Raw genomic sequence first — 23,981 nt, forward strand, 5'->3', positions numbered from 1 at the left:
CCCTGCCTTGTTGCCGTCTCTTCGGAGTCTCTATGAGTACGTCTTCCTATTTGCATCGGCTGAGCCTCGCCCTTAATGCCCGCGACGGCGAGTTACGTCCAGCGCTGTGCGGGTTCCTGCTGTTCCTTTGCCTCTTCACCGGTTACTTCATGCTGCGTCCGATCCGTGAGTCGATGGGTATCGCGGCGGGGGTGGAGAATCTGCAATGGCTGTTTACGGCGACCTTCCTGGTCATGCTGGCAGCCGTTCCACTGTTCGCCTGGCTCAGTTCGCGGGTGCCGCGCCTGCGCCTGATCGACTGGGTGTACGGCTTCTTCGGTTTCAACCTGCTGATGTTCGTCGAGTTGTTCCAGTTCCAACCGGACAGTGTCTGGCTGGCCCGGGCGTTTTATGTCTGGATATCGGTCTATAACCTGTTCGTCGTCTCCGTGGCCTGGAGCCTGATGGCGGATGTATTCGACAGCGAGCAGGCCAAGCGCCTGTTCGCCTTCATCGCCGCGGGCGCCAGCGTCGGCGGCCTGCTGGGGCCGACCCTGAGCGCACTGCTCATTGGTCCCCTCGGCGCCTCGGGGTTGATGCTGCTGGCGGCCTTGTTGCTCGGTGCCACGCTGGTGTTGAAACGGGCGTTGATGGGATGGCGCGAAACAGGCGGGGCCGGCCGTCCGGGCGCTGCGCCGACGCAAAGCCCACGGCAGCCATTGCACGGCAATCCGTTCAGCGGTTTGACGGCGGTGCTCAGGTCTCCTTACTTGCTGGGGATCGCCGGCTTCGTGGTGTTGTTGGCGACGGTCAGCACCTTTCTCTATTTCGAGCAGGCGCGTCTGGTGGCCGAGCACTACCCGGATCGCGAGGCGCAAGTGCGCATCTTCGGCACCATCGACATCATCGTGCAGGCCGGTGCGTTGCTGTCCCAACTGTTCATCACCGGGCGCATCGCGCCGAGGCTGGGGGTGCGTACTTTGTTGGCCGTCGTGCCGCTGCTCATGTGCATCGGCTTCCTCGGCCTGGCGTTGGCGCCGGGGTTTGCTCTGCTGGCGGCATTGATGATCGTGCGGCGGATCGGCGAATACGCGTTCGTCCGACCGGGTAGGGAAATGCTATTCGCGCCGCTGGATGCCGAGAGTAAATACAAGGCCAAGAACTTCATCGACACCGTGGTTTATCGCGCAGGTGACGCCATGAGCGGCTGGGCCAAGAGCCTGCTCGATCTCCTGGGACAAGGCGCCGGCCCGGCCGCGATAATCGGCGCCTGCTGCGCACTGCTGTGGGGTTACTTGGGCTGGCAACTGGGGAGGAGGGCGGATAACGCCACTTTGCGGGAGCTACGCTTGGCGGCCGTCGCGGCCAGGGCATGAAGACTGTGCCGACCAGAATGAAACCCACTCTATTGTCTGCCGCGTCGTTGCGGCGAGGAAAGGTGACGCGGATGAGTCTGAAAAACAAGGTACTGGCGGTCGTAGCGGTGATTGCCTTCTCGGTGTGCTCCAGTGTGTTTGCGGGCAAAGAAAATTCCGTGGTCGGAACATGGCGCATGATCAGTGCAACCGTTGAGAGCCACGGCATTAAATCGAATGCTTATGGCCCCGACCCTCATGGTTGGCTCGTCTTCACGCCAGAGCTGACGTTTGTCGAAGTACTCACGGATCCACGCGTGCCGGCATTTCGATCCAACGTTCGTGGCGAAGGCACCGATGAGGAAAACCGAGCAGCGATGGCGGGGGGCATCGGCTTTTTCGGGCGATATACGGTCGACCAGAACGGTGAGTTCACGGGCAACACCGTCGAAGGGGCTACGTTCCCGAACTGGGTGGGCGCTGTGCGCACCCGGGACGACCTGCAGTTGAAGGTCGACGGCAACCGGATGGTAGAAGATTTTCGCCGCCCGGATGGGGCGAAGGTTCATATCGTCTGGGAGCATGTAAGGTAATTGCGAAGCGGCGTGTGTGCAATAAGATGATGGCCTTTTGCTTTTAGGCGGATCCCGCTAGAATTCGTGCCCCTCTCTGTGAGCGGCATCAGTCAAATTACGCAAGGAAGTCGATATGCAATTTGCAAAAGCCATAGGCCTCGCCCTGGCCTTGAGCCTGAGTGGATGCGCCAGTTTCACCAAAGATGAAGTAGCCCCCGTGAGTCTGCCTTCAATGGCCAGCTACTCGAACAAGCCGAACGTCTATGTCGATTTCGATTTCTATCAGGGCGATCCCGACAATGCCAAGGCCACCGAGGTACCGCAGGCTCGCGACATGCTCAAGCCCGATCTGAAGCGAACCTTTGATGAATCAGGGCTTTTTGGGCGCGTGGTCTTTGACGAATTCCAGAAACAACCGGGCGATTACAGTCTTCGATTGAAGGTCTATAACCATGCGCCAGGTGGTGGGCAAATGGTCCTGGCGTTCCTCAGTGGCTTCACATTCACGATCATTCCTGCGTTGGCGACCGACCAGTACACCATGAGCCTGGAAACCCTGGACGAGCAGGGTCAGTCGTTGGGCAAGACCAGCAATCATGATGCAGTCAACACCTGGATGGGCATCTGGTTCCTGCCCCTGGCAAGTAATACGCCCAAGGCTGCCATCACCGACACCTTCAACCGCCAGGTCAATGCGCTGTTGAAGAACTGGGTCGACAACAACCGCATAAAATACTCCGCTGTCGACACCCATATTCCACGGGGCTGACACCGAAAGAAAAAGAGCCGCAATCGCGGCTCTTTTTTTGATCACTTCAACGCTTGAGTGAACTGTGGGTCGCTGTACAAGCTCTTGAGCAAGTCTTGCAGCATAGGGTTGTAGTTGTTCGCGGCCGCCGGAATGGCGATCGGACCAAAGAAACTGCTGTCCCAATCACGCTGCACGTCTTTAGTGGTTTCGTATAGAACCTGATCACCTTTACGCAGCGTGAAGCGCGCAGCCACCTCGCCATGGCCGCTGCCTATGCCTGCGGTGAGCTGGCTCTTGACCAACTGAACCTGCAGCTGCCGGTCAGCACGAGGGTCCAAAAGACCCGCCTGGCGGAGCTCATCGTTGATCGCGGCCTGAATGTGCAGTGGAACACTGCCCTCGGGCGACGAAATCGGGTTCAGGCGCACCATCAGCGACCCTTGACCTGAATCCGCATTCACCTGCGTCTCGCGCAGAGGCTGCATGGGTGCATTTTGCTTGAGCTGCTGAACGTTCTGAAAGTTGGGTTCATAGCGGGTCATGGTCACACCACAGCCTTGTAGCAGCAGGGCGCAGAACGGTAGAGCCAAGTAGAGCTTCTTCACAGCAAATCCTTATGTGCTTTTTAGAAGGCGTGATTATTGACTGATGGCCTTAAGCTATCAAGGATGAGTTGAGGTTTACGGTGCGCCCAAACATCTCAGCTGTATTGGCTGGCAACTTCGGCAGCGGTTTTAGGCTTCCTGGAACAGGTCAACTGGTAAGCAATTGCCAATCTGCATATCGGCATTCCGACTTCTGATGCGGCCTACCAGATTGAAATAACTTGCAACTTTTGTGTGATTGAGAAACCGCACGCGTCTCTCTAGATTTGATGTCGCAATGCCGGGCCCCTCTGACAGCCACCCGCTGCCATGTCGGAGTTGCAGTTTGTATAACTTCGACACTTGGAGGAGGGGCTCATGACTGCCCTAGAACCGTTCTTCCTGGCCGAGTTCCTCGGCACCGCCACTTGGTTGTGGCTAGTCTTTATAAGCATCGTGATAGGCCTGTTGGTCTTCGACCTCGGGGTGCTACACCGTGAGCAGCGAGAAATCGGCGTTACTGAAAGTCTACTGCTGTCTGCTGGCTATATCACGGCTGGCTTGCTGTTCGGCCTCTGGGTCTGGCAGGTCAAGGGGGTTGACGCCGGGATGGATTTCTACACCGGCTTTCTGATCGAGAAATCGTTGTCGATGGACAACGTGTTCCTGATGGCGATGATCTTCAGCTTCCTCTCTATCCCGCGTAGGTATCAGCACGAGGTGCTGTTCTGGGGCATTCTCGGTGTCATCGTGCTGCGCGCGATCATGATTGGCCTGGGGGCGGCGCTGATCGCCGAGTTCAGCTGGATTCTGTATGTGTTTGGCATCTTCCTGCTGTTAACTGGAGTGAAGATGCTGTTCAGCAAGGTCGATGCCCATCCGAACCTTAGCAAAAACCTGCTGGTGAAGCTCCTGCGCAAACACATGCGGGTGACCGAGCAATTTCATGAAGGGCGCTTCTTTGTCCGTCAGACGGATGCCAGCGGCAAGTCCGTGGTCTGGGCGACGCCGTTGTTCTTAGCGTTGGTGCTGATCGAGTGTGCCGACCTGGTGTTCGCCGTGGATAGCGTGCCAGCGATCTTCGCCATCACCCAAGACCCCTTCATCGTCTACACCTCGAACATCTTCGCCATCCTTGGCCTGCGTGCGTTGTATTTCGCCCTGGCGGCGATGATTCACCGCTTCGCCTATCTCAAGTACGCGCTGGCAATGGTGCTGGTGTTTATCGGGGGCAAGATATTCCTGGTCGGCATCATCGGTAAGATTCCGGCGGTCATTTCCCTGAGCGTGACACTGGGGCTGCTGTTGGTGGGGGTGCTGCTGTCGCTGTGGAAAACCCGCGACCAAGCCTCTGCGGGCTCGCAGCTGTAAATCCAAAACAGAAAATATCCTCAAGTTTAGGAGCAGTTTCCCAGGCATAGCAAACTCAACCCAAATACACATCGGTTTCCAGTTAACTTTCGCCGGATTCCGGTAAAGAGGGTAGCGGTCACAGTTTAGGTACAGGTGACAAATTGGAAAGAAGCGTCATAAACACACCGTTTAACAAGTGGGCGATGTCATATGTTCATAAGTCGATCAAGGGCCCGAGATTGCTGACTCAATGGTCTCTAAATCAGCGCGACTGTTCATCGATTAGTGTTCATAGACCTAGCTTTCCCCCGGTCATTAGTCTCGTCGCCCCGACCTTTATCCGTCCATCCAATGATGGTGGAGGTATGTTCGACGGCGGTACGGGGTGCGCTTGCGTGGTGTTTCGTGACCGAATATGTCATATAGCCGCTATTGGATTTTGTTGCAGCGCCACCGCTGCATATTATTAGCGGTCATTCGCCTGCTCGGCGGGACACGGAAGGCCATTGCATGAGATCTGGGTAGATGCTGGGAGCTATCAAAAATCGTCTAGGCCTGGCGTGGGAAGCGCTTGTGGTTGGAGGGAGAGCTGCGTGGAGGGTGCTGTCCACACGGCATCAGAGAGGCAACGTTGATCCTTTCTTTGAGCCGTTGACCCCCGTCATTGTCACGGACGGCCGATCGGCCCGGTATGAGCGCGAGTTGCTACATGCCCTGGAAAACTCCGATGTTCTGAACATCGCGCTCACAGGTAGCTATGGCGCGGGTAAGAGCAGCGTGCTGAAGACATTCTTCAGCAACCATCCACAGTTCAACCACACCTATGTGTCCCTCGCGACCTTCAGCAAACCCACCTTGGGTTTGACTCCTCAGCCTAGTGGCCAACCTCCCGACCCTGACTCCGCACCTGAGGGCCCGGCTGTTACCGGGGGCGAGCACTCACCTGGGGATGTCGATCTGGTCAATCGCATTGAAGAGACCATCGTCCAGCAACTGCTCTACGCGGTGCCCGCAGCGAAAGTGCCCAAGACTCGACTGAAACGGATAGCCCAGGCCTCAAACTTCAGTATTAGCATGCGCACCCTGGGGTTCACTTTGCTTGCCGTCTGCGCCTTGAGGCTCTATGTACCCAAGCTTGCGATGATAAAAACCGTGTCGCTTGAATGGCTGATCAAGGGCTTAATGGTTCTTCCCGAGTCTGCAGCGCTGGCTGGAGTGGCGATTGGTGCAATCTATCTGTTGTACGCCGGGTTGAGGTTCATGTCCCTGTTTACCATCGATGGGCTGACCCTCAAGGGAGGCAAGCTTGAAGCGACTCACCATGGCTCGGTGCTTCATAAGAACGTCGATGAAATCATCTACTGCTTCGAGCGCAGTGATATCAACGTGGTGGTCATTGAAGACCTGGATCGCTTCGACATCCAGGACATCTTCTTCAGGCTGCGAGAGATCAACTTCATCATCCAGCGATCACCCCAGGTCAAGCGTCCTGTCCATTTCGTCTACGCCATCCGTGATGAGCTGTTCACGGTCACGGACAAGACAAAATTCTTCGACCTCATTATCCCCATCATCCCAGTGATCAACTCCGAGAACTCCAGGGAAAAGCTGGTCGAGCTCATGAAGGCCCGCCAGGTGGCCGGCAAACCGCTCGATGATGGCTTGAATCTCAAACTCATCGAGACGGTGTGCTACTACATCGACGAAATGAGGCTGATCAAGAACATCGTCAACGAGTATGACGTCTACGCGAACGTACTGGCTAAGGACGGTCTGGAGCTGGATCCCAACAAGCTGTTTGCGATGGTTGCGATCCGAAATCTGCACCCCAATGCCTATGCGGACTTGGTCAAGCGGCGGGGCACGATCTATGGCGTCATTGATGGCTACGCGAAGTGGGTAAAAGCCGAAACCGACTTACTCGAAACGGCAGCTCAAGCGCTAGAGGATCAGCGTGCGGCACGTGAAGACGAGGTGGCCGATAGCGTGGAGCATCTACGTTTGTCCGTCTGGTTTGAGATTTTGAAACTTGGGAACAAACCCACTGCAAACCACGTGCGGCTGGATGGCGGGTCTACGGTCACGCTACTGGACTTTGTATCGGATCCTGTATTCGCCCAGGTAGTAGCATGTCGAAGCGTGCAACCAATTGTGATTTCACACTGGCAAGATAACGGCCAAGCTGTCCAGCCTAAAAAGGCTTTGCAAGAGGCACGTTACGATGAGCGCCTGCAACGCTTTCAGACCTCGCTCGATGAGTTGGATGAGCAACTTGAAACGAATCGAAGCAAAGTGCTACGCCTCAAAACGGCAGGTTTTCGGCAGATCGTTTTCCTGGGGTACGGCGCAGAGCTTGCCAAACGCCTAAAAGGGCTAGAGCTCATAACGTTCCTCGTTCACCGCGGTTTCCTCGACACGGATTACGTCGATTACCTCGGATATTTCTACGAGGGATCACTCACCCAATCGGATAAAAACCTCATCATGGGGCTTGTCAGGGGGGAGGAGTACGACGTGACCACTCCAATACATAATCCGGAGCTTGTGATCAGGAAGCTGGATCTGGATTCGGTAGATGGCGGGCGCGGTATTATGGTCGATCTTATTCATGAGCTTTTGCAGTCGCGCAAGGATGAGATGGTTGCCAGAAGGGACAAACTTCGCTTGATCCTCCGAAGCGGTCATGATTACAAGGAGCGTTTCGCTGAGGCGGTAGCACCGATTGTTCCTGGGACGTACGGTTCTGCGCTTATGAGAGCAATGTATGGCGCAGATCGCGATCTCATTCCGTTACTGCTCAGCCATGATCGATTCAAAACATCCACCTTGCGGCAGCAGTTCCTCATTGCTCTTCTGGATGCGCTGACGCCCAAGGAGATGCAGACCCTCGACGATAAGTCTGGCCGGTTGAGGAAGACTATCAATGAGCTGCGTGATGCTTCGGTTCTTGCAGCGAAGCTTGCGAGTAGTCAAAACGGATGGAGGTGGGTCAGGGAGCTGCCAGCGCAATTCTCCAACCTCGATTCGAGTGCCTCGTCTGGAGATTTGCGGCAAATGGTGGAGTGGGGTTGTTTGGCCCTTAACCTCAAAATGCTGCAATTGCTCTGCCAGACACTGGATCCGGGAAATCAGAGCGTTAGGGTAACGTACCATCGGCTTAGCAAGCTGGAAGTCACTGGCATGGACACCCTGATCGAGGAAAACCCGGACGGTTTCGTGGCTCAGCTCGTGAGCCAGGATGGATCGCTCGAAGAGACACCGGAATCGCTCGTGGCCTTGTTCGGTCTTTGCCAGAGTGAAGCCTACACACTACAGGTATTGCTCGAACAGACGACCTGCAGTGTGACTGACCTTGACGCGGTACCGACCTTGTTATGGGCGAAAATGATGATGGCGGGACGTGTTCGGCCTGTGGGTAATGCAGCTTGGACGTACTTCAATCGGGCTCTGATAGCTGACAAAGAATCCGCAGATTTCGTCGATTTGGGCGAGTCGGCGTTGGATAATTTCGCGGAGTTTCTCAAGCACAACGCTCAAGAGTTGGCTGAAGAGTTGTGGCAGGACGCCAGTCGCAACGCTGGCTTGCAGACTTTCCTCGTTCGCACGCCGCAAGTCGAGAATGCAACCCTACGAACGCTTTTCTCGAAGGTGGTGTTGAGCCCAAGCGTTGTCATGGACACCGCGGCGCCTCGCAATCGGTGGGCGATGTTCGCCAATGGTGACATGGTCGAGTACAGGGAGGAAATTCGGGCCTTCATTGCCGATCACGCTTTCTCTTATCTAGGGGCTTACCTCATCCGCCGGTGGGGCGTCGCCCGTGAACAGATGGACATGTCGGCGTTGCCGGTGTCGTTGGCCCTTGAACTGACCAACGCACAGGTGTGCTCGACTGCTGAGAGCATCAAGATATGGTCGGGCATTCCTTACGACGCCTATGACACGTGCGACGGTGCCGTTGAAGCATTGGCTAGAGCGTGTGATCACGCGGCCCGAGATGGATTGCGGTTCCCGGAGGCCTACCTCCCGACGCTGCTGAAGTTGCTCCCGGACGGGGCGCTCTCTAGAGAGCAAAGGATCAACATGCTGATCCATGCTCTCTCGATGGGCTGCAGTTGGCCAGAAACGGCTGGAGTATTGCCGCTCGTGGGCGAGGAGTATCAGGCGTTACTCAACAAACGGCGCGTGAACTTGCCGGCTCATGATATAGATCGCCGGCTGATTGATGCCCTCGCTGCAAGAAGTTTCGTGGGTGCTGTGAAATCTGAGGCCAAGCGCATCGTGGTCTGGAGCAAGCGTAATTGAGTAGCCATTGGGTGGCTATTCCGTCCACCTTCACATAAGTCCGGAACTCGGCCGGTCTATGAGGCTTGGAGTGTCTACGAAACTAGGGGCGGTTCAAACAAGCTTGGAGCTGCTAGGGGTCGCCTCGTCGACTGCAGATCCACTTGCCCATGTTCTCCAGCCGTGGAGGTGAGGCGTCGATAAGTGGTAATGGCATTGGCCGGTGGAGTAGAGTGGCCTTTTGCCGCAGGACCGTGGGCGATTCGGCCACCTGCTACAGCACTGAAAGGAGACTGGCGTTGAAATGGATTACCGCTCTTCAGTTGGAGCAATGGGCTGACACACTTCAATCTCGCGTCCAGATACCTGGTCTAGTAGCAGACTTGATCTGGGCGACCTCGCCAAAAATTAGAAGAATCAGATTTCCTCAAGGAGACAAGGGCCAGGTGCGTGGATACGACGGATACCTGGACGCGGACTCTACCTCACCTTTTGTTCCTGACGGACGTTCGATCTGGGAGTTTGGCACCAGTGGGGTCGGGAAGAGCAAGGCGAACACCGACTATGACAAGCGTACCGCTGAGGTGAGTGCTGATGAAAGGGCAGACACTACCTTGGTTTTGGTTACGCCACGGACATGGAACGATACGAGCGAAAAAGTTGAGGATTGGCTAGCAGGAAAAAATGCGAGCGGAGACTGGAAGGGCATCGTCTATTTGGAGAGTACCCTGCTGGAAGATTGGCTCTCGAAATGCCCAGCCGTTGCTTCCCGCTGGGCCAAGTTTGAGCTTGAAATCGCTCCTCCGGCCGGAATACTCAGCACAGAGGAGTTTTGGCAGTCTTTCTCGACCCGTTTTGAGCCAGCGCTTGTTGAAGACGTCTTATTGGCTGGTCGTGAAAAGCAGGCGGAAGAGCTTCTGCAGAAGCTAAGACAAGAGGGTGGGCGGCTGGCATATTCTGCCGATACCACCGATGAGGTGATCGCTTTCACAGTGGCTGCCATACGCAGTGCGCCGGAACCAGTGCGGCAGTACCTAGAGTCTCGCACGCTGATTGTTGATACGGCAGATGCCGCAAATGCTCTCTTGAGCAAATCAGGTCTCATTTACTTACCTAGAAACACTGCCTGTGAGTGTGTGGGGCAAATGCTGTTGCGAGGGCCAACCGTGGTGAGCGCCGGCGCCGATGACAAGACCCATGGGCACATCGAGCTGCGCCGTCCGTCCAGCAGAGAACTCGGAATCGCAATCGCGAAGATGGGGATGACCGAGGATCAAGGGTACGAAGCGGCACGGACATGTGGACGGAGTCTGGCAGTGTTAGCTAGGCAGTACCCCAGTGGCACTGCAGTGAAGCCTAAATGGCTCGATGACACGAAACCACTCATCCCTGTCATGCTTGCCGGCGCGTGGGCATCTGATGCAGAGGAAGATCAGTCCATTATTTCGTCGCTCAGTCAGCAAAACTATGAGGATGCGGAAGATGAGCTTCGCAAATACCTAGTCATGCCAGATTCACCTATCGAAAACGTTGGCAATTTATGGGCGACTAGAGCTCCGGTGGATGCATTCCTCTACCTCGCTCCGTATGTCGGCCGCAGGCACCTTCAGCTTTTCAAGGATGCGATTACCACCGTTTTTGCCGCCGCTGTGCGATCGCATAAACCGCCAAGTCCAGATGAGCCGTTCGTCCGTCATGCTCAGCGTGATACGGCCCACAGCGAGCACCTGCGAAATGGTCTGATGACTACGTTGCTGCACATGGCGGTGCTGCACGCTCCGGCTAAATTCACAGTCCTCGGCGGAAGTCCCAAGACCTTCGTTGATGACCTCGTCCGTTCATTGCCGGAGCTGTCATCTGACCATCGGCTTATGGCGAGTTTGGGTCAGGATTTAGCGTTGCTTGCGGAAGCATCCCCTAATTTTTTTCTCGAGGCCCTTGAGCGTCAGCTTGAGGGCGCATCGCCTTCCATCCGCCCGATCTTCGATGAATATCCAGGGATGTTAACCCCTGTTACCTACCACTGCGGCCTACTCTGGGCTCTGGAGGTGTTGGCTTGGATTCCTGAAACATTTGATCGAGCCGTGCGTTGCCTAGCGGAGCTTGCTGCCATTGATCCTGGCGGGAAGATGAGCAACCGGCCGATTAACAGCCTGCGAGCCATTTTTCTCTCATGGATACCCAGCGCTGGAGTCAACACAACGCGGCGGCTAGCTGCTTTGCAGGCAGTCGTGAAAGACGTACCCACGATCGCCTGGCCCTTGCTCGAGACACTTCTTCCACGATCTGGCGACAACAGTTCCGCCACTGAAAAGCCAAAATTTCGGGAGTATGAGGACGGCGGCGGCGAAACCCTGACTTACGGTTTGGTATGGGAAAGCGAAGGCAAGATTGTCGAGCTCGCGATCATAGAAGCGGGCCATCGTGATGAACGGTGGAAATCTATTATCGACTCGCTTGAGATGCTTCAAGATTCCGCTTTTGAAGCAGTCGTGAACGGTCTTGATAGCGCTCTGAACTCCGCACCAAAGGAGCCCCATACACAGATCTGGAAAACTCTGAATCGGGAGGTGAAGCGTCACCAGAAATTCTCTAGATTCGACTGGGCTATCCCTGAGGAGCGACTGGGGCAACTTGCAAGCTTGGTGGACAGGTATGAGCCCACAACGTTGTTTGAACACTACAGCTGGCTTTTCGATGATTGGATGCCACCCGTGGAGGGGCAGGCCGATGAGGATGTCGACTCAATCAAACTAGTTGAGGATGCTCGCCTGAATGCTTTGCGAGCTATTCGAGAGGCGCACGGCGTGCAAGGGCTCCTTGACCTGATGGCGCGCGTCAAAATTCCGCGACTTGTTGGCTATGCCTGCCGAGGGCTAGAGTTACCTTACGACGACCTCGTGGAGCTATTCGAAAAGATCGTCACAAGCTCTGTAGCAGAGCTTGAGCTTATTGCCGGAGCAGTGTTGGCTGATGGCTTTAGCCGTCTGGGCCAGCCTTGGGAAGCAGCTGGCCGATCCTCTGCTCAAAGCTCTGCCTTGAGCTCGTCTCGTTTAGCGTTGGTACTCGAGTCGCTGCCAGAAAGCGCACGAGCCTGGTCGTATGTTGCATCGTTCGGAGAAGAGGTTGAGAACTCCTACTGGGCGCAGAAAACCGCTCATCAGGTAGAAGGTAACGTTCGGGATCTATCGTTTGCTATAGAAAAATATAGATGTGCACGCAGGCCGGCCGCAGCTCTGAGTGCGGCCTCGCGGCGTCTTTCTGACGTCCCTACTGCTGATCTTGTTTCGCTGCTAAAGAACAGCATCACTGAGCAGAATTCTAAGGGGCCTGCCCAGGCTGGATTGAGTTCTTATGAGGTCGAAAAAGCCATCTTGAATTTGTCTGCCCGCATGGACATCTCCTTAGCTGAGGTGGCTGCTCTGGAGTTTGCCTACTTCCCTGTTCTTCGAAATGACCCAAAGGTCTTACACCGGCTTCTTATCGAGCAACCAAGCTTCTTTGTAGAAATGCTTTGCAAGGTGTTTAGGGGTAAGAGTGAAGAGCCGAGAGAGATTTCCGAGCAAGAGAAAAATTACGCCTCGAATGCCTACCGCTTGCTCAAGAGCTTAAAGACGCTCCCAGGCCAGTCGGAGGAGGAGGTTGACGAGACGGCATTGCTCGAGTGGTGTCTCGAGGTTCAGAGGTTGTCTAGGGAGCAGGATCGTACAGAGATTACGGATCAACTGATCGGGCAGGTTCTGGCACACTCCCCACTGAGCACACAAGATGGTGCTTGGCCTCATCAAGCTGTTCGGAATGTGATTGAAACCTTGGCGTCCACCCAGGTCGAGCGCGGGGTTAGCATCGAGCGCTTCAATATGAGGGGAGTATTTTGCAAGGCGATAGGCGAAGGGGGCGACCAGGAGCGCGCATTGGCTAAGCAAACACGGGAGTGGGCTGAGGCATCTGCGGGATTTGTTCGGACGAGGGCGATGCTTGAGCAGATTGCCCTATCTTGGGATCGCGATGCGGAGCGCTCTGATACTGACGCCCAGCAAAACGCTTTGAGATTTTGATGGAACCCGAGCTTAACCCAACTCCCCGTGGCAAGCTGGGTCAAGATGGTTATCTTGGTGATTACCAACGGCGCATGATTGTCGTCCAATCGGAGCCAGAGGAGGGGACAGGGGAGGAGGAGCTCGATGAGAAGCGGGTTTTGACCTCGGTCACCCTGCACGGGCGTGAGATCTTGGTGGGCGTAGAAGCTGAGAATCATGACTGGTATAGCCGCTATAGATCGGCTAATCGACTCAAAGACCTCTTGGAGGACATCTCGATTAATCTCACAACACCGCTTTGGGCGTTAGATTTGACCCTTGACCCAGTGGTTAATATTAACGCCCGATTTGCAGTACCTGCGGGTCGTGTGCTGGATCCAGCAGTTGTTCTAACGCCTGTTGAGGAATGATCGATGCGATGTCCGCATAGCGTCCCTGAAAAAGAGGGGAATGCAGGTTGGTGAACCGACATGCTGGCCTGCCAACCCTCAATTTTTTACCTGGCAGTTTAGGGCGCCTGACGTTGGCAGTAAGACGAAGATTATATTGAAGCGCGGACTTATATTGAATGGATAAGTGTGTTGAAGTCGTGTATAGATGGTTTTTGACGTTGAAAGATCGGGAGGCTATAGTAGTTTCTATTCTTGCCTTGGCGGTTTCCATTTTCGGTATATATTTAAATTTAAGGGTGGTATACGATGCCAATATCAGGATTTTAAGCTTTGATGTCAACTTTCAAAGTGAAGAGCAGTTGGCAAATACGAAATTGGCTTTCTTTAACGGTGGAAATGCTCCTTATTTAGTAACTGAAATACAATTGCTTGTAGGTCAGGATGATACTGGGGAAGGCTATTTTATACCGGATGATGGTGTTCCGGTGGCGGGGACTTTGCCCTTTGTCCTTGACAAGGGGAAGATGAAGTTGGTGGAGATGAAAAGGCGCGGAGCAAGTGTTGTTAAAGACGCCGAAGGCGTAGATGAGCAATATTACGGGATGAAAATATCATCGGTTGATATTGGTGGCGCACCTCATGAATCCATTATTTGGTATGGTCGTGCTTGCAGAAGAGATGGGCGAGTTTTTAGTGCTGAAATTAACAGCTACGTAATTTCAATGTCTTCGACAACTACAGAAAAGTTTGAAAGCTTTCGAAAGAAAAATTGCTCTGATTGATCCGAGCATTAGTGAGTTCAATACTACCGATCGGAAGAGTGTGTTATCTACCCATTACAGCTTTTCTGGGTAGCCCCAGTGATGCACTCACTCGATCCATTGTGTGAGTCGGTCGGTCATTCGTATGCGATCCATAAACCCCACCTACCCAACAGTGGATTAACGGTAAGTGTCCGGCTAACACACCTTGCGTAGTCGAACGGACGCTAGCCCGGTATCCTTCATCCCAATCACGGTTACCGACTCTGAGGGCGCATTTTGGCAATATCCATCTATTACACTGCTTGGCGAAAGGCCCCGCTCAGCTCGAACGAGGTAACCGTTATTGAGGAGATTGTTCGTCGCTACTGTGTAGACGATCAAATCGAACGATTCTTCTCCCTCGGCTCTGGCCTAAATTGGGAGTCATTCGATTTCTCAACAAACCTGGAGCCGAGTCGTTTTCTAAAGAAGGGCCTCGTGTTTTCGGGCGCCACTAAGCTCCCTGATAACCAAGAAGACGCATCATGGGTTGGCATACAACATTGGTGTAAGTGCTTATCGGACATTCGTATCGCGGTGTCTGGTTGCGAATGGAATGTTGCGGTCGAAGACCATGAAATGCAGTGGGATGCGGTAGTCAACTCGTATGACCCGACACGATAAGAAAGGGGTGTTCCGTAAGCGCACGCCAACTCACCTTGCGTAATTCAGGCCGGCACCCACTGATGCGGTAGCAGTTGGCCGATCTCACTGGCCCGTTGTGTCGGCAGCCGCGTCAGCACATCTTTGAGATAGGCATACGGATCATGCCCATTCATGCGCGCCGACTGGATCAGGCTCATGATCACCGCCGCCCGTTTGCCACTGCGCAGCGACCCGGCAAACAACCAGTTCGAGCGTCCGAGTGCCCATGGCCGTATCTGGTTCTCGACCTGGTTGTTGTCGATGGGCACAGCCCCATCGTCCAGGTAGCGCGTCAGCGCTACCCAGCGTTTCAGGCTGTAGTCGAGGGCTTTGGCCGTGGCTGATCCATTGGGTACCAGGTCGCGCTGGGCCAACATCCAGTCATGCAGTGTTTTGCTGATCGGTACCGCCATTTCCTGACGTATTCGCCAACGGTCTTCATTGCTCATGTCCCGAGCCTGGCGTTCAACCTCGTACAAACCGCCAATCGAGTGCAGCGCCTGTTCGGCCAACTGGCTTTTGTTCGCGACATGCAGGTCGAAGAACTTGCGGCGGGCATGAGCCATGCAGCCGATCTCAGTGATGCCTTTCTCAAAACCGGCTTTGTAGCCAGCGAAGTCATCGCAGACCAGCTTGCCGTTCCAGTCGCCCAAAAAGTTGCGTGCGTGTTCGCCGGCACGGCTTGGACTGAAGTCGTAAACCACTGCGTTGAGCGTCGAAAACGGCGTCGTGCTGTAGGCCCAGACGTAGGCCCGGTGGGTTTTCTTCTCGCCTGGCGCGAGCATTTGTACCGGTGTTTCATCGGCGTGAATCACGCCCTGGTTTAGCACCGCTTCACGCAGTGCATCGACCAGTGGCTGGAGTCGCACACCGGTTTGTCCGACCCACTGGGCCAGGGTCGAGCGAGCAATTGCCAACCCGGCGCGGGCAAAGATTATCTCCTGCCGGTACAGCGGCAAGTGATCGGCAAATTTGGCCACCATCACGTGGGCCAGCAAGCCTGCAGTCGGGATACCTTTGTCGATAACCTGGGCCGGCACCGGCGCCTGGATCAGTGTTTCGCACTGACGACAGGCCCATTTGCCACGCACATGTTGCTCGACGGTAAACACGCCCGGTGTGTAATCCAGCCTCTCGCTGACGTCTTCACCGATGCGTTGAAGTTTGCAGCCACAGGCACACTGGGTGTTTTCGGGTTCGTGGCGAATCACCGTGCGCGGAAACTGCGGCGGCAATGGTGCACGCTTGGGAGATTGCCGTGGTTCGGCCGGTGGCGCAGCTGGGAGGAGCTGTTTTAGCTCGGCCTCAATTGCTTCAAGGTCTGTGTCGAGCAGGTCATCTAGCAAGCTGCCTTGCGCCGGGCTGATTTGCTCGCTGCGCTTGGCGAACTTGTGGCGTTTGAGAAGGGCGATTTCGTAAGTGAGCTGCTCGATGATGCTTCCATCGTTCTGAATCTTCTTGCTCATCACCTCGATCTGGGACTGCAACTGCAACGCTTGCGCCGCCAAAGCACGTAGCTGTTTCGGGGTCATCTGGTCGAGGTTGGGCGAAGACGTCATGCCGTTGATTGTGCCAGAGCCGGCACGGGACGGCGACAAGTAGACCGGCCAAATGGCCGGCGTTTACAGCACAGTAATCGCACCGCCTGCGCCGACACGCTGCCAGGGCAGGCCCAGTACCAAGGCCTGAAGCTGTTCGCTGTCGAGTTCGACCTCAGCTCCATGGCGAACGCCCGGCCAGTGGAACTTGCCCTGATTCAGTCGCCGTGCTGCAAGCCAGATACCCACGCCATCATGCACCAGCACCTTCATCCGGTTGGCCCGGCGATTGGCGAAGAGGTAAGCGCAGTGCGGCTTCGCCGCACCGAACACCGCGATCACCCGGGCCAATGCTGTCTCCGTGCCGGCGCGCATATCCATCGGTTCGGTGGCCAGCCAGATCGCATCAATACGGATCATTGAGCGACAGTCCGAATAAACTGCGCGCAGCCCTCAGGATCTGAGGTTGGCCACTTCACCGTGATCACTTGCCCGGCCATGGGTAACTCAATGATCACCAACGTTTCCGCTGGCCGTTTAGGAGCAGCCTTCAGCGGGACAAAGGCTGGTAGCGAGTTTGGGGCGAGTTGGTCTCGATAGAGCGGCATCCATTTGCGGATGACGTTGGCGTTGATGCCGTGACTGATGGCGACACTGGACACGGTTGCGCCAGGTTGCAGGCATTCCTGAACGACTTGGGCTTTGAATGGTTTCGGATAAGAGCTTCGTTGGCGCATGGAAATCCTGGCGATAAGGGTGATCGCGTCCGCTTAAATAGACGCGGACACCATCGCCCTTAATGCTGGAGTTCGGAAGGTGACTTGGCCGGACGCTTACGATTAACGGTTTACCGTGGCATTTCTGGCGAGCAGTTCCACGGCAGCAAGGCTTCATAATCTTCAAGCGACGAAGCCTGAGGCAGCCGCTCCAGTACGTGGCGCAACCACGTATAGGGCTCTTGGCCGTTGACCTTGGCGGTCTCGACCAGGCTGTAGATCTTTGCGCTGGCAGTGGCGCCGTTGACGGTATCGCTGAACAGCCAGGCCTTGCGTCCAATGACAAACGGCTTGATCGCTCTTTCGGCCGGGTTGTTGTCGATGGGCAGATAACCCGCTTCGACATAGCGCTCCAGTCGGCTCCAGTTATTCGCCAGATAATGCACCGCCTTGCCTAATGCACTTTGCGGCGTCACCTGGGATTGGGTTTTATCCAGCCAGACTTTCAGCTGCCCCAAGATCGGCAGGCTCTTTTCCTGGCGAGCGATAAACCGCTGTTCATCACTGGCAACCTTAAGTTCACGCTCGACTCCATACAGTTTGTTAATCATCGTCAGCGCGATATCCGCACGTCCCGTCTTGCCCTTGGGTTGCACTTTTTGCGCGTCCACGAACTTACGTCGTGCATGGGCCATGCACGCCAAGCGCTCCACGCCCGGTTGCAACGCCAAGGCGTTATAGCCAGCGTAATCATCGGTCATGACATAGCCACGATAGCTTTCCAGCAAACGCAACGGCACCTCCTGCGCACGGCTGGACGTGTAATCGAATAGCACGACTTTTCGATCCGACGGACCACTGGCTTGCACCCACATCCAGGATTGACTGGTCGGGTCTCGATCCGGCTCTTTCAACACTTGGACGCGGGTTTCATCGCAATGGATCACCGGACTTTCCAGTAATCGGTCGCGCATCAAATTCAACAGTGGCTGAAAGTGCTCGCTGCACTGGATGATCCAGCGCGCGAGAGTCTGGCGCGGAATATCAATGCCATGTCGGCTTAGCACCGTTTCAAACCGGTGCAACGGCAAGCCATCAACATATTTGGTGGTCAGCAGCATCGCCAACACGCTAGGGCTGGCCATGCTTTTTTCGATCAACTGGGCCGGTTTGTCGACGGTGACCGGTGCAGTTTCGCAGCCTCGGCAAGCGTAGATCTTGCGGATATGTTTGATGACGCGGATCTGCATCGGCACGATATCCAACTGCTCGCTGGTTTCCTCACCAATGGCATGTTTGCGGCAACCACAGGCACAGGTCAGCTCGTGTTCGGGCAGTTCATGGATAACTTCGATACGTGGCAGCTCAGCCGACAACGGCTTGCGTTTGCCACGGCGAGGTGTCGGTGCAACGACTTCTTCATCAGCGTCGCCAACTAGCGGCATGGGTTCGCTTTCAGGCTCGTTGAACAAGGCCAATTGCGGCGTGTTGGGCTCAACAGTTTGCTCGGACTTGCGCCCAAATAGACGGTCGCGCAACAGCTTGATCTGTTCTTTCAGGTCGACAATATGGGTCTGATAAGCTTGCGCCGATTCTTCCTGGCGACTGAGTGCCTCAAGCAGCAATTGCTTGAGCAAAACAGGATCATCAGGAAGGTCGTCGGGTAGAGAAATCATGGCCCGGATTATACCGAGTCACGCCACGTAGCGCGGCGTCAAAACTTGATGAGGACGGTTACGCCAGAGATCAAAACCGTCGAGCAGCCAGTTCAGCTCCTGGACGCTGAGGATAATCGCCTCGTCCGTGGCATCGGGCGACGTTTTGAAGCGCTCGGATTCTAAGCGCTTGAGCCAAAGACAGAAGCCGTTGCGCTCCCAGTACAAGATCTTCACGCGGTTGCGGGACTTGTTGAGAAAGACGAAAAGTATTGGATCGAATACCGCCACTTTTATATCCAGTTCGACCAACGCGGCGAGGCCGTCGATAGATTTTCGAAAGTCCACCGGCTTGGGGTAGAGGTACACTTTTTCGACTTTGGCGTCGGGTCGCATCATGGCGGGGCTGGCTCCAGAAAGAGATCGGGAGCGAAGCATCGGGGATCAAATGCGGGCTTGGAATGTGGGGGTCATGGATCACTTACGGTCATTCAATAGTCGCCGCTGAGAAACCCATGGAAGAGGGGTGATGGAAGGTCGTTTGACGAGGGCCTTGGCCGAAACGCTAGGCATCGCTGAAAGCCTGCTGGGCAAATGGGCCCCCGGTGCGAGCAGCAAGGTGAAAGTGCGGAGCTCGTCGGCTACGCCAGCAAACGGCTCAGGTCACCATGGAGAGCGATGTTTAGAAGTCGCTCGTCATCTTCTCGCAACCCACGAAGTAAAGTTCCTCGCCATAGAGGCGTTAAGCGGTCGCTATTCCTTAGAGCCGATGTGCAGGCTGCTGCGCGTAGCGCAGACCGGTCATGACAGACCCCAGATCCGGTGATCTGGGGTGGCGTAGGCTGCAACAGTTAGCATACCTAGTATCCCGCTGAATCCGGCCGACTTCATCGTGCAATCGTCAGCTTCAGTGGCTGTAAGCCAGTGCCATTTTCAAAGCACGACAATCTCGTCTGCGTTCAGCCAGCCGGCTTCAATGACGCTTGCTTTGGCAATCTCTGGCTGGGAGCTGTAAATCACGATCGCCAAGCTTTCCTCAGCACGACTGCAGGTCACATAAAGAAGCCTGCGCGTGCGCGACAAGGAATCATCCTTGCCCGCCCGCTGATTCTTCACGTCGGTTGGCGAAGCAGGCGTAACGCCGAGCAGCTTCTCATAGCTAAACAGAAAACCGCCTGCTTCTTCATCGTTCAGGATGACCATCACACGCGGAAACTCTAGGCCTTTCACCCCCTGGTGGGTGCCGAACGGTGAAAGCCCATTTGCGTAGCCAGCGAACGCCTCCATCTCCGAGTAAGAGCGTCCCAGGACGATTCGATAAGCATGAATCTCCAGCGCTTCGCGATCCGATGTTTCCGGAGCATCGTCAGCCGTAGCGCCCAGAGCCATCGCTTCGACGAAGCGGGCAGGCAGCTCAAGCAGCCCAGTCATTTGAAGAACTTGAGCTACTTCCCCAATCAACGGATCATTGTCCGTAAGCATCTCACAGAGCGACTGGGTCGCTTTTCCAACAGACTCCAGCACCTCCAGTTGGTTGGTGCCAGCCGACTCCAAGTATTTGGGATCAAGCAAGGGAGAGCGCAGCCGCACCGCTTCCATGAGCGTGAAATCATCCGCTCGAGCCGCTTCTACTATTGGGGCTACCCCCTCAAAGAAAAGCTTGAGTATGGGTAGAGTTCCGTCCAGTAGGCCCGTGTTTAGGTGTTCAACTGCATACAACGGCGTGAATACACCTTCAAACCCCATACGCCGCCCAGCCATCTTGTGTTCCAGGATAAGCGTCTTGCGGCCTTGCATACCGGTTGCCCACTGAACATCGCCGGTGACGTCAGCCATTTGCCTAGCAATCTGCTCTTCCAGGCTGAAATCCTGACCCGGTACCTGCCGTGTGCAGAACATTCGTACTGTGCCTCTGGCAGCCCCCGGCTTAGGTATTTGCTGATGACCGTCAACGCTCGCACGGATCACATTAATTAAGTCGACAACTCGAGTTGGGCAGCGACGGTTCATGCGCTTTTCTGGCTTGGCCCAATCCGCAGGAATGGCATCATCCAACCCAACTTTCCCGTCGTTGTAGATGCGTTGCATCGTGTCGCCGAGAAGCCCTAGGCAGAACCTTTCAGGGATTGCAGCTTGAGCTTGCAGAAAGGTATCCATGAGCGGGCCGTACGTATCCTGACTTTCATCGATCAAGAGCACCGGGTGCCGGTCGGCCATCACATCAAGCAAGGGTGGCTTCGGGATGAACGCCGCGGCCATCTGGATGACCTCGCTATGGTTCAAAGATTGCCTGCTTCGGTTGTCTCCCGTCGGGCTATAGGTGAAGTCGGTGATTTCATCTAGGCCCGCGAGGCGACGGGCTTTGCTATCCCGGCTCGCCCGATTAGCACGAGACGTCTTATTCTCTCCTTGCGCCCTACGGAGTTTGTCATCCAGTTCGTCGATGTCGGCGGCGAGCTTAACGCGCAACCACTCACGAATGTCATCGTTGAAGCCCTTGATCATCCTCCAGGAGAAAGCGTGGATCGTTGAGACTTCAACCAGAGGATCGTGCTCGAGTCGGCGTTCGATCTCCTCGCAGGCCGCATTGGTATAGGTGATGATCGCGATCTGCCGGCCTTCAAATGTAAGACGCTGTTGCTCCCGTCCCTTGAGCGACTTCACTGCTTCTACGAGCGAGTGGGTCTTGCCAGAGCCGGCCCCTGCGTAAAGGAAGAAGCTGCGTGGCTGCTCTAGGTTTAGACATTCCTTGATAACCTCATCAGCAGTCGGCTTCACTTCATCAACAACCTCGGTAATGGCGCTCATTGTCCAGTCACCTCGATGCTGGCCGTTGGAATTATCAGAAGTTCCTTACTCTTTTTTTTGAGCTTGGTCTCTAACCAGGTGAGCCCTTCGCGGATGTACTCGGGAATCGCCACCTTGGCAAAGTTGGGATCCCCCAGTATCTGTAAAGCGAACTCCGCCTTGTCTCCATTCCTGAGAGCGTCGAACAACGCCTGCCCCAGATCGTCCGCGGTTTCCGACTCACGCAGCGCGTTGGAAACTGCCTTGGTCAAACCCCGGCCTTGCTTAGTCGCAAAATGCTTCACGTTGCTCAGTACCAGGCTGTCCTCGAAGGTATTGGGCAGGGCCTCTACATCAACTTCAGTCTTAGGAAGACGGATGGTGATCGGCGTCTGATACGCCACTCTGATAGCAAACAAATCATCGATCTGAACAGCTTTTTGCTCACTATCCAGATCCAGCAGAGTGTCCACGTCATGACCCAGTTGTCGGGCTGCCACCCAGTGCCGGAGGGTAGGGTTATTGGTTGACTGATCTGCCTGTCGCCGAACCGGTACCGCTGATTTCTTGTGGCCAGCGTCCAGATCAGTTATCACCAAGGTCACGATGCCCAATGCGTCTACCAGCGGCCGGAGTCGGTGAGCGTGACTGCCCCCGATATCCAAGATAGTGATGTAGCATCGATCCAGGAAGGGGAAGTGGTTGCGCAGGAAGTGAGGCAGCATCATTCGCTCTGCAGCACCTTCTACCAGAATGACCGCGTCGGCGAAGAAGAGATCGGCATGTTGCGCCCTGAGGTAACGGGTCACGAACTCCTTCGTTTGCTTGTGAGGGTTTTTCTGTCCGAAAACAGTGCTTAGGTTGGAGACGGTGGACACTGGAATAGGTACGTCGGCCATACCCGCGGGCAGCCTACGGAAATACCGAAGATTGGCGTACTCCGTCTCATGCGCGACGTGGCTCGAATGAGAGCTGACGATCAGTTGGGTTTTGAGCTTCGGATATTTCTTAAGCAGCGGGTCATTACACAGGACGTGATATGCATGCTTGATGAAGGCCTGCTGCACCTGGACGTGCAGGTGAGCCTCAGGCTCCTCGATCAGCACTAGGTGGATTGGCTCGACACCAGTGTCACACTGCTCCTCCGCGTTCTTGTACTTTCTCAGCCATTCATCTCGAAACGCCATTAACTGGAAAATCATTGAGATCAGGTTTTGGTAACCCAAACCGTTGGATGTCTCGGGCAAGCGCATGGGAGGGGCGCCGGGCGCGCCTGCGGCTGAGTCCAGCTCGAATAATACTGCTGCTTCGTGGTTCATCCCGTCTGTAGGAGACAGCCGAGTTTCTACCCTGATAGCAGGGTCAGAATTGTTGGGGTATCCAAGGCCTGCGACTTCTTCGAGGGCAGGGGCGAAGCTGGAGGTGAGTCGGGAATCGAATGCAGATTGGGCAGCCTGGATGGCTGTCAGCGCCTCCAGGTCCGAGATGTCTGGACTGTCACCCGGATCCAGATGCCGGTTGTAGTAAGCGCGCAATTGCTCCGTCAACTTTTTCCCCGAACCACCTCTGCCTTCGGTGACGGATTCTTCCGCGCTGTCTCCAAAGCCGCGTTGGGCGTTGATTTCGTGAACGCGGATCAGATCGGTCAGGGGGTTGCTTTCCAGCGGAATAGCGGTCGCGGACAGTCCTTGAAGTTTGGCGTGACGAGTCTTGGGATCTGGTGCGCTGAGTTGCGCAGGGTCGAGACGGTACCAGCGAATCGCGAACATCGTTCCCAGGCGCCGGTTGAGGTAATCGTGCAAACTTTGGGGCCACAGTGGCAGGGTGAGCGGAGTCTTTCCCACCTCGGTCTGTTTCTCAATTTCCTCTAGCAGCAGCTTCACGCGCTTCCGCTCCTTCCGGTAATCAGTAAAGAGCTTGGTCATGTCCTTTGGCTCGAGTCGGAAGCGCATGCCAACGTGGCCGCCTTTCCAGGCAAAGTTGGGAATCAGATCTCTGATGTGGTGCAGTTCGCCTTGTGAGGCTTCCACCCACAAATCCAGGGTAGGTAACCAGTGCGCCCACTCGTTCGCCGCAGGGGCTTCGAGACTTTCATCAGCAGCTTCCCAATCGACGCCAATGGCATCAATAGTTCTGAGATGCGAGAGTGTCATATCTTGGAGCCGGAACGCGGTCGCTTTAGAAAGCAGGAACTTGCGTAGCGCCAACATCGCGGAGGACTTACCGCTGTTGTTTGCTCCGACCAGAAGGGTAGTGGTGTTGGCCAGGTCGATTCGAACTGACAGGAGCTTACGAAAGTTCGCGATCTCCAGGTACTGGATTTGCATAGCCTCTTCCTTGTGATCGCACTATGGCGGCTTGCCAAGCCGATTGATGTGTAGAAACGACTCTAGCCCAATTACAACAGGACTCCATTAGGAATATCATTTTGCCACTGCAAATTTGTACCAAGGGCAAAGTTGTGTTGCCCTCCATCCTTCCAGTAGGCTTGACTGATAGTGGCAGCCCGCCAGCAACACGTTGAAGG

General features: G+C 55.3%; 16 protein-coding genes. 8 read left to right on the forward strand and 8 right to left on the reverse strand.

The window, feature by feature from the left end:
- Nucleotides 1-32 precede the first annotated feature (32 nt).
- From GFU70_RS13725 to GFU70_RS13735, 3 genes are all read left to right on the forward strand, one after another.
- A complete protein-coding gene (locus tag GFU70_RS13725; RefSeq protein WP_153388226.1) occupies nucleotides 33-1,355 on the forward strand; it encodes an NTP/NDP exchange transporter in 1,323 nt (440 codons plus the stop codon).
- A gap of 71 nt (nucleotides 1,356-1,426) precedes the next feature.
- Complete coding sequence (locus GFU70_RS13730; protein WP_153388227.1) at nucleotides 1,427-1,927, forward strand: lipocalin-like domain-containing protein; 501 nt, start codon at nucleotides 1,427-1,429, stop codon at nucleotides 1,925-1,927.
- 115 nt (nucleotides 1,928-2,042) lie between these two features.
- Nucleotides 2,043-2,678, forward strand: a complete 636-nt coding sequence (locus GFU70_RS13735; RefSeq protein WP_058545953.1) for a hypothetical protein — start codon at nucleotides 2,043-2,045, stop codon at nucleotides 2,676-2,678.
- A 41-nt stretch (nucleotides 2,679-2,719) separates the two neighbouring features.
- On the opposite strand, the gene GFU70_RS13740 is transcribed toward GFU70_RS13735, so the two are convergent.
- Nucleotides 2,720-3,265: a hypothetical protein gene (locus GFU70_RS13740; RefSeq protein ID WP_153388228.1), complete on the reverse strand. Its 546-nt coding sequence runs from the start codon at nucleotides 3,263-3,265 to the stop codon at nucleotides 2,720-2,722.
- A 357-nt stretch (nucleotides 3,266-3,622) separates the two neighbouring features.
- Here GFU70_RS13740 and GFU70_RS13745 point away from each other — a divergent pair, with 357 nt between their 5' ends.
- The 5 genes from GFU70_RS13745 to GFU70_RS13765 all read left to right on the forward strand — a co-directional run bounded on the left by GFU70_RS13745 (nucleotide 3,623) and on the right by GFU70_RS13765 (nucleotide 14,092).
- Nucleotides 3,623-4,615: a TerC family protein gene (locus tag GFU70_RS13745; RefSeq protein ID WP_153388229.1), complete on the forward strand. Its 993-nt coding sequence runs from the start codon at nucleotides 3,623-3,625 to the stop codon at nucleotides 4,613-4,615.
- Between the two features lie 684 nt (nucleotides 4,616-5,299).
- Nucleotides 5,300-8,899 carry a hypothetical protein gene (locus tag GFU70_RS13750; RefSeq protein WP_153388230.1) on the forward strand — a complete coding sequence of 1,200 codons (3,600 nt, stop codon included), beginning with the start codon at nucleotides 5,300-5,302 and terminating at the stop codon, nucleotides 8,897-8,899.
- Nucleotides 8,900-9,177: 278 nt separating this feature from the next.
- Nucleotides 9,178-12,936 (forward strand): hypothetical protein, encoded by a 3,759-nt coding sequence (locus tag GFU70_RS13755; RefSeq protein ID WP_193034293.1) that lies wholly within the window; start codon nucleotides 9,178-9,180, stop codon nucleotides 12,934-12,936.
- Nucleotides 12,936-13,328 carry a hypothetical protein gene (locus GFU70_RS13760; protein WP_153388231.1) on the forward strand — a complete coding sequence of 131 codons (393 nt, stop codon included), beginning with the start codon at nucleotides 12,936-12,938 and terminating at the stop codon, nucleotides 13,326-13,328. The genes GFU70_RS13755 and GFU70_RS13760 overlap by 1 nt, the downstream gene beginning before the upstream one ends.
- Nucleotides 13,329-13,486: 158 nt before the next feature.
- Complete coding sequence (locus tag GFU70_RS13765) at nucleotides 13,487-14,092, forward strand: hypothetical protein (RefSeq protein WP_193034294.1); 606 nt, start codon at nucleotides 13,487-13,489, stop codon at nucleotides 14,090-14,092.
- 689 nt (nucleotides 14,093-14,781) lie between these two features.
- On the opposite strand, the gene tnpC (GFU70_RS13770) is transcribed toward GFU70_RS13765, so the two are convergent.
- The 7 genes from tnpC (GFU70_RS13770) to GFU70_RS13800 form a co-directional block, all read right to left on the reverse strand.
- Nucleotides 14,782-16,317: an IS66 family transposase gene (gene tnpC, locus GFU70_RS13770; protein ID WP_153388076.1), complete on the reverse strand. Its 1,536-nt coding sequence runs from the start codon at nucleotides 16,315-16,317 to the stop codon at nucleotides 14,782-14,784.
- A 63-nt stretch (nucleotides 16,318-16,380) separates the two neighbouring features.
- Nucleotides 16,381-16,716, reverse strand: coding sequence for an IS66 family insertion sequence element accessory protein TnpB (tnpB, locus tag GFU70_RS13775; RefSeq protein WP_153388075.1), 336 nt, complete (start codon nucleotides 16,714-16,716; stop codon nucleotides 16,381-16,383).
- Nucleotides 16,713-17,033 carry an IS66-like element accessory protein TnpA gene (tnpA, locus tag GFU70_RS13780; RefSeq protein WP_153388074.1) on the reverse strand — a complete coding sequence of 107 codons (321 nt, stop codon included), beginning with the start codon at nucleotides 17,031-17,033 and terminating at the stop codon, nucleotides 16,713-16,715. Before tnpA ends, tnpB (GFU70_RS13775) begins: the two co-directional genes overlap by 4 nt.
- Before the next feature lie 110 nt (nucleotides 17,034-17,143).
- The gene (tnpC, locus tag GFU70_RS13785; protein WP_153387853.1) at nucleotides 17,144-18,688 is read right to left on the reverse strand and encodes an IS66 family transposase; all 1,545 of its coding nucleotides are present in this window, start codon (nucleotides 18,686-18,688) and stop codon (nucleotides 17,144-17,146) included.
- Nucleotides 18,689-18,706: 18 nt separating this feature from the next.
- On the reverse strand, nucleotides 18,707-19,066 hold the full coding sequence (tnpB, locus tag GFU70_RS13790; protein ID WP_226920929.1) for an IS66 family insertion sequence element accessory protein TnpB: 360 nt from the start codon (nucleotides 19,064-19,066) through the stop codon (nucleotides 18,707-18,709).
- A 534-nt stretch (nucleotides 19,067-19,600) separates the two neighbouring features.
- A complete protein-coding gene (locus GFU70_RS13795) occupies nucleotides 19,601-21,475 on the reverse strand; it encodes a UvrD-helicase domain-containing protein (RefSeq protein WP_153388233.1) in 1,875 nt (624 codons plus the stop codon).
- On the reverse strand, nucleotides 21,472-23,781 hold the full coding sequence (locus GFU70_RS13800) for an AAA family ATPase (protein ID WP_122742209.1): 2,310 nt from the start codon (nucleotides 23,779-23,781) through the stop codon (nucleotides 21,472-21,474). The genes GFU70_RS13795 and GFU70_RS13800 overlap by 4 nt, the downstream gene beginning before the upstream one ends.
- Nucleotides 23,782-23,981 lie beyond the last annotated feature (200 nt).

Origin of the sequence: Pseudomonas brassicacearum (genome assembly GCF_009601685.2) — a bacterium.
In the GTDB taxonomy this organism is placed as follows: Bacteria; Pseudomonadota; Gammaproteobacteria; order Pseudomonadales; family Pseudomonadaceae; genus Aquipseudomonas; species Aquipseudomonas kilonensis_B.